At 47.5% G+C, this 6,242-nt stretch carries 4 protein-coding genes; 1 reads left to right on the plus strand and 3 read right to left on the minus strand.

Going from position 1 to position 6,242, the window contains the following annotated elements; all coding sequences use genetic code 11:
* A partial coding sequence (locus ACHH0Z_RS25230; protein ID WP_045409649.1) for a Tn3 family transposase occupies positions 1–2,971 on the minus strand: 2,971 nt, incomplete at its 3' end.
* 167 nt (positions 2,972–3,138) lie between these two features.
* Here ACHH0Z_RS25230 and ACHH0Z_RS25235 point away from each other — a divergent pair.
* Positions 3,139–3,780, plus strand: coding sequence for a recombinase family protein (locus tag ACHH0Z_RS25235; RefSeq protein ID WP_001567361.1), 642 nt, complete (start codon positions 3,139–3,141; stop codon positions 3,778–3,780).
* A gap of 256 nt (positions 3,781–4,036) precedes the next feature.
* Here ACHH0Z_RS25235 and ACHH0Z_RS25240 read toward each other — a convergent pair whose 3' ends face one another.
* On the minus strand, positions 4,037–4,960 hold the full coding sequence (locus ACHH0Z_RS25240; protein WP_000167917.1) for a cation diffusion facilitator family transporter: 924 nt from the start codon (positions 4,958–4,960) through the stop codon (positions 4,037–4,039).
* A 199-nt stretch (positions 4,961–5,159) separates the two neighbouring features.
* Positions 5,160–5,732 carry a cytochrome b/b6 domain-containing protein gene (locus tag ACHH0Z_RS25245; RefSeq protein WP_001515348.1) on the minus strand — a complete coding sequence of 191 codons (573 nt, stop codon included), beginning with the start codon at positions 5,730–5,732 and terminating at the stop codon, positions 5,160–5,162.
* Positions 5,733–6,242: the final 510 nt, after the last annotated feature.

The raw sequence follows: 6,242 nt of genomic DNA on the forward strand, positions 1-6,242 counted from the left end.
CGTTTTTTGACCTTCCTACTTTAGCTGGCCGCAGCCGACGAAACTTACCGGAAGCCGGTATCCGGTTGCTTTTCCAGATATAATCGCCTGTAAGATTGATGTGTTCCCAGCCTAGCGGGGACAAATGCGATAGCAGTCGCTCGTTGATCTTCATCCCTTTACGCTTCAGGGCATCGACCGCTCTTTCCATATAGATGGTATTCCACAGCGAGATAGCTGCCGTCAGCAGCGTCAGTCCGCTGGCGCGGTAGCTCTGATTTTCCGGTTTACGATCCCTGATTTCACCCAGACGGTGCTGGAATACCGCGCGCGCCAGCGCGTTACGGGCTTCTCCTTTATTCAGTCCCGCCTGTACCCGCCGACGAAGTGCCGGATCGCGGAACCAGTCGAGCATAAACAGCGTTCGTTCAATACGGCCAATTTCCCTCAGTGCTTTGGCAAGTCCGTTTTGCTTGGGGTAGCTGGCAAGCTTTTTAAGCATCAGGGATGCCGTCACGGTTCCCTGCTTTATCGAGGTTGCCAGGCGCAGCACTTCACGCCAGTGAATTTCGATCTCTTTCAGATTCAGGCTGGTTGTTGATATCAGTGACTGAAGCGCCGGGTATTGGTCTGCTTTCCCTTTGATAAACAGCTTTTTGTCGTGGAGATCCCTGATTCGTGGACAGAACGCAAAGCCTAGCAGATGCATCAGGGCAAAGACATGATCGGTGAAACCAGCTGTATCGGTGTAATGCTCCCTGATTTCCAGGTCGCTTTCGTGATACAGCAAACCATCGAGAACATGGGTTGAATCCCTGACCCGACTTATTATGCAGGTGTAAAACGGGCTGTATTGATCCGAAATATGGGTATAAAACTGACGTCCAGGTTCTTGCCCATATTTCGGGTTAACCTGCCCTGCGTAGCGGCCTGAGCTGCCTGTTCTGAAATTCTGTCCATCTGATGATGACGTTGTTCCGTCTCCCCAGAATGCCGCCAGTGGTCTTTTTCCCTGCGCATTTACCAGCTCAGCAAGCGCGGCTGAATAGGTTTCGTCGCGGGTATACCATGCCTGAATATCTTCGAGTGATGATTTGGTGCTCCCGGGGCAGGCTTCTGCCATTTTGGTCAGGCCAAGATTGATGCCATCCGCAAGAATGGTGGTGAGGAGCTGGCGGGTATCGGGACGGGTAATGTCATTTTTTATATGCGAAAAATGACGGGTAAACGTCATCCAGCAGTTTACCTCGTCGAGAATTTCCGTGATTTTAGGTCGCGGTAGCATGCTGTAAACCAGTTCTGCCAGCGGTGAAACCTGTGCCGGAACGCAGTTATCCAGCGGAGAGACTTTTACGCCCTTGTCGGATATTTCCACATCGGGCAGTTCACCAAGGGCAGCCATGGCATTGACCTCTTCAAGTCTGGACTGAAGCAGAGTCATACGGCTGGCAATGTACTCATGATAATCAGCAGATACGGGCAGTGGCAGCGCCGGTGTGAGTTTGTCAAAGTCCTTTTCGGGAATGAGGTAATCATCAAAATTTTTGTAGCGGCGTGAGCCTTTAACCCAGATGTCCCCGGAGCGCAACGCTCCCTTAAGCTCGCTGAGCGCACAAAATTCATAATACTGCCGGTCAATACCCGCAGGTGTAATCACCACCTTGCGCCAGCTTTCAGGGACAAACTCAAGCGGCGCAGTCGCCGGAACTTTACGTGACTGCTTCCGGTACATATCCTTGATCACAACCAGCGCATCAGCCAGAGGTTGTGCTGCCGGGGTTGCGACTAACTGTAAAGCGGACAACATGCGCGGGGCATATTTCCGTAATGTGCTGTATTTCTCAGTAATAATATGCAGCGGGTCAAAATTATTTTTTCTGGCGAGATGGCGTGTTTCCTCCAGACTGGCGACAAATTCAGGCCACGGGAGTATGTTTTCTATTGCGAGCCATGGATCGCCACCGGAGTCGCGGGCATCAGACAGCGCCTGACCAACATCGATGTACTGCCTCAGTTTGGACTGGATCAGCTTTCCGGTCTGCTGAAGGCGCTCAGCCTGTGTTCTTTTGGCTTTGTTGAAAAGGCTGTTCAGCATTCGTTCATGCAGCTCAATCACTTCGTCTGTCAGTGTGGCTCTGGCTTCTTCCAGCACGCAGACCAGGATCGCATGACGGCGGGCTGCTGAAAATCGGGTCAAATCCCGGCTACTCATCTTTCGGCCTTCCCGCGCCAGTTTCAGCAACCGGTTCTGGTGAATGGTACGATCTATACCTTCAGGTAATGCCAGCGATTCAATGCTGCTGAGCCGATCAAGATGTTGCAGTACGTTCTTACCATTGATTTTACCCGGCGGTTGCAGAAGCCATGTCAGCCTGGAAGGCTGATTATCTGATGACTCAAGTAAACGATCCAGGGCATCCCGGTGCGCCGGAGTTAACGGGGCATTCAGGGTCTGAAATACGATTTTATCTCCGCCAGCCATGGCCTCCGCACAGGTCCGCTCCACGACATCAATCGCGGGAATTATCACGTTGTTCTGCCGGAGCCAGACCAGTAACTCTTCGGCCAGGAGAATACCTTTATCGGTGCGCGTCGCCATCGACAACAGGTGCGTAATACCGTCCTGCTGTATTTTGCCGGTGAACGCCTTTACGCCAAGATAGCGGTACAGTTCGGTTAAATGCTCACGCCGGGTCGTATCCCTGCCGGAAAGGTAAGCAGGCCAGAGATCCCCGGTAAGCTTTAGCCTGCTGGCGATATGCTTCAGCAGCGCATCAGAGGGTGGGATTTTTTTATCCGGAGCAAAGCCGACATTTTTCAGGTAGCAAAGAAGGACGGCAAAACCAAAACGGCTGGCAGGTTTACGGTGAGCACTGATAAGTGCCAGATCATGCTCACTGAAATAGGCCATTCGGGTCAGCGTTAACTCATCATCTGGCAATGCCAGTAATGATTCTCTTTCCGACAGAGAAAGAATCTGCCTCCTTGCCATATAGTTTCCCTCATAAATTATTCGGTTCGGTATTTTTAACAAGAATGCTTATCGCATAAGGGTACACCTTGACGCCACAACCAAAACGTGACGGCACACGATAAATGACATAACCTATATGCGATAGAATAAATGCAATAACCTAAATGCGATAACGCGGTGGGAAAATGTTCATCAGAGCTTATTTAAGGGCATCGACGGAAGACCAGTTCGCCGATCGGGCAAAAGAGATGCTGGAGCAGTTCGTCCAGGAACGGGGGCATAAAATCGCCAGCTACTACCGGGAAAATATCAGTGGCACAAAACTTGAGCGCCCGGAACTAGGGCGCTTACTGATGGACAGTCACCACAATGATATTTTATTGGTCGAGCAGATAGACCGTCTGACACGTCTCAGCAACAGCGACTGGATGACGCTAAAAAAACAGATAGAACAACATGAGCTGCGAATTGTCAGTCTTGATGTGCCCACATCATGGCAGGCACTGTCAGATAAGGACCCTTCGCAGGCCGACCCGATAACCCGCGCAGTAATAACCGCCATCAATAACATGCTTATCGATCTGATGGCCGCAATGTCACATAAGGACTGGCTGAGCCGCCGCCAGCGGCAAAAACAGGGAATCGAGCGGGCTCATACAATTGGAAAGTACCGGGGTAAGCAGGCCGATCAGGAACGGCATCAGAAAGTCCTGTACTACCGGCAGGTAAAGAAACTGAGTATCCGGGAAACGGCGGATGCTACAGGCTACAGTGCTTCACAGGTTTGCCGGATACAAGCGCTTCATAAAAATAATGAAACTGCCTGAAAGGCTGGAATAACGGTGTTTATTTGCAGTCATGGCCTAATAGTTAGCGCCCTGTAACAACTTTTGTGATTAGCAGCCTGACGCATCATCTATGTAAGGAAAGTCCGCTGTGTGCCAGAAGCGGACTTTTTAAAAATATTGCGTGCCCAACAATTGGGCGCAGGTCACATCAAGTACCCTCAGAATTATAGAGAATACCTGAAATTTTTGTAGAGCGAGGTTTGTTACCCTGCCCGACCAGCGACATGTGGTTAGTTTAGTGATCAGAAATGTCGAGCGTTTGGTCGTTCATTGACGCGGGATCTTCCAACGGTTCCACATGAGTGGTGATATGGATAAAAGGCAGTGCGGTGCGGATATCATTCTCTATACGCTCGGCCCAGTCGTGCCCATATTGAACAGTCCATCGCCCAGGAACTAGGATGTGCATTGTCATAAACGCCCGCCCGCCAGCCTGGCGTGTACGTAGTGCATGGAAATCAAGCCCCTGTTCACGATATCCTGCCAGCAGTGACTCGATTTTTTTGAGTTCTTCCGTGGGTAGCGATACGTCCATCAGACCTGCAGCTGAACGACTCATAAGCTGATAACCAGTCCAAACGATGTTGGCTGCGACCAGCAATGCAACGATCGGATCGACCCAAAACCAGCCGGTCAGATAAACCAGTCCGACACCAAAAATGACACCGACCGACGTCCAGACATCGGTCAGCAGGTGATGAGCATCTGCCTCAAGAGTGATAGAGTTGTGCTGCCTGCCAGCCCTTAACAAAATGCGAGCCGTCACAAAATTAAGGATTGATGCGACTGTTGAAACCAGTAATCCGAGACCAATCTCCTCAAGCGGCTGTGGAGTTAACATCCGCTCAACTGCGGTATAGGCGATACTGGCTGCCGCCAATAGGATCAGAAATCCTTCGAAAGCACTCGAGAAATATTCGGCTTTGCCGTGCCCATATGCATGGTTCTCATCGGCCGGAAGCGCAGCCAAGGTCAGCATCCAGAGCGCCATTAGGGCTCCTGCGAGGTTAACTACGGATTCGATGGCATCAGATAGCAGACCGACCGAACCGGTCATTTTCCACGCCACACCTTTGAGTCCGATAGTGGCAATAGCCGTGGCAATGGAAAGCCAAGCGTAGTGCGTCAGCGGACGAGGTAACCCTTTTGTTTTAGTCATTATTAACTTCCTAAAATAGGACGACTAACTCACATTTCTATCCATGATAGATAATTAAACAATCATTTCGCCATGAATATTTTTTCGTTTTTATTAAATTTAATTAAAAAGTCTCTGCAAGTGCTGTTTCATCTTCTAGTAAACTAAATTTTATTTTTAGGGTTTTCTTCAACTTGAAGTAATATTATCTCACAACAGATTAGTCACTTAGGTTAACTGAGCGGCTTTTATATTTTTCAATTAAAATATGCAAAACTCCCATTGCACCATGTGCATAAAAATAGACCTCAATGAAAGTAGTAAAGAACTTATGCCAGTGGATTACTGTTTCAGCCAGATTTGACTGCATGGTATTCAACAAGAACCATAGGCCACCTGAAAGTGCTACAATTAGCAATGCTAGAACTCCAAATCCTTGGATTGTACTGGCAATACCTCCCGAATGTGCATCGGGCAGTCGGAAACTAGTCAACGTTTTTATATCTTGCTTAATACCACTAAAGTCAAGCCCTACCCATGAAAAATAATAAGTAAAACCTCTTTGAGTAAGCATCCAACTTAACATAATAAAACCACAAATAATCAGTCCTAACCCTGAAATAATGTGCATCCAGGTTATAACTCCTTCAAGACTATGTTCACCAATTGCTTCGGTCTCTGTCAGATTAGAGTTAATAATTTGTGATAATATTAGAAATGCCACAATGATGTGAAGAATACGAAAAAAAGGAGCGTAATCATGGGGTAATAGATTCCAGAGTCGCAATTTCATTAATGAGTCCTTAGTAAATTTATCGATGATCTTAATCATACAAAAGAATTATTAGGATAACCTTAATTCTTAAAATTGCAGCAGGCATTAGTTCACCTCTGATATGGCCACTTGCGAAATGGGAATGGTAACTGTTATTACTATGTATTTACTTGCTGTTCTTGTTACGCAGCCCCTTAAACACATTACTTTCAAATATGATTTCCTGCTGGGTTTAAATATGTGTCTTTCTATAGTGCGGCAACCTATTTTTACACCAACTCATGAATTAAATAAGAATCATAAATTAAATGAGAGGTTTAATTCTCTTGCTTAACGCGATGATATTAAATGGAAATTTTAATTTTTGTAATTTATTAAACAGTTAGAATGAGACATGGTAAATACGATCTTCCTTTAGATAATTCTGATAGCACTTTTTCTACTGGGCAGTCTGCAATGTCCGCTTCTCGCTCAAAGCTGCCTGTCAAAGTGGTCAAGCTCTACCACAGCTCAGAGGTACAAAAAATC

Origin of the sequence: Enterobacter cloacae complex sp. 2024EL-00227 (genome assembly GCF_043945315.1) — a bacterium.
Taxonomy (GTDB): domain Bacteria; phylum Pseudomonadota; class Gammaproteobacteria; order Enterobacterales; family Enterobacteriaceae; genus Enterobacter; species Enterobacter roggenkampii.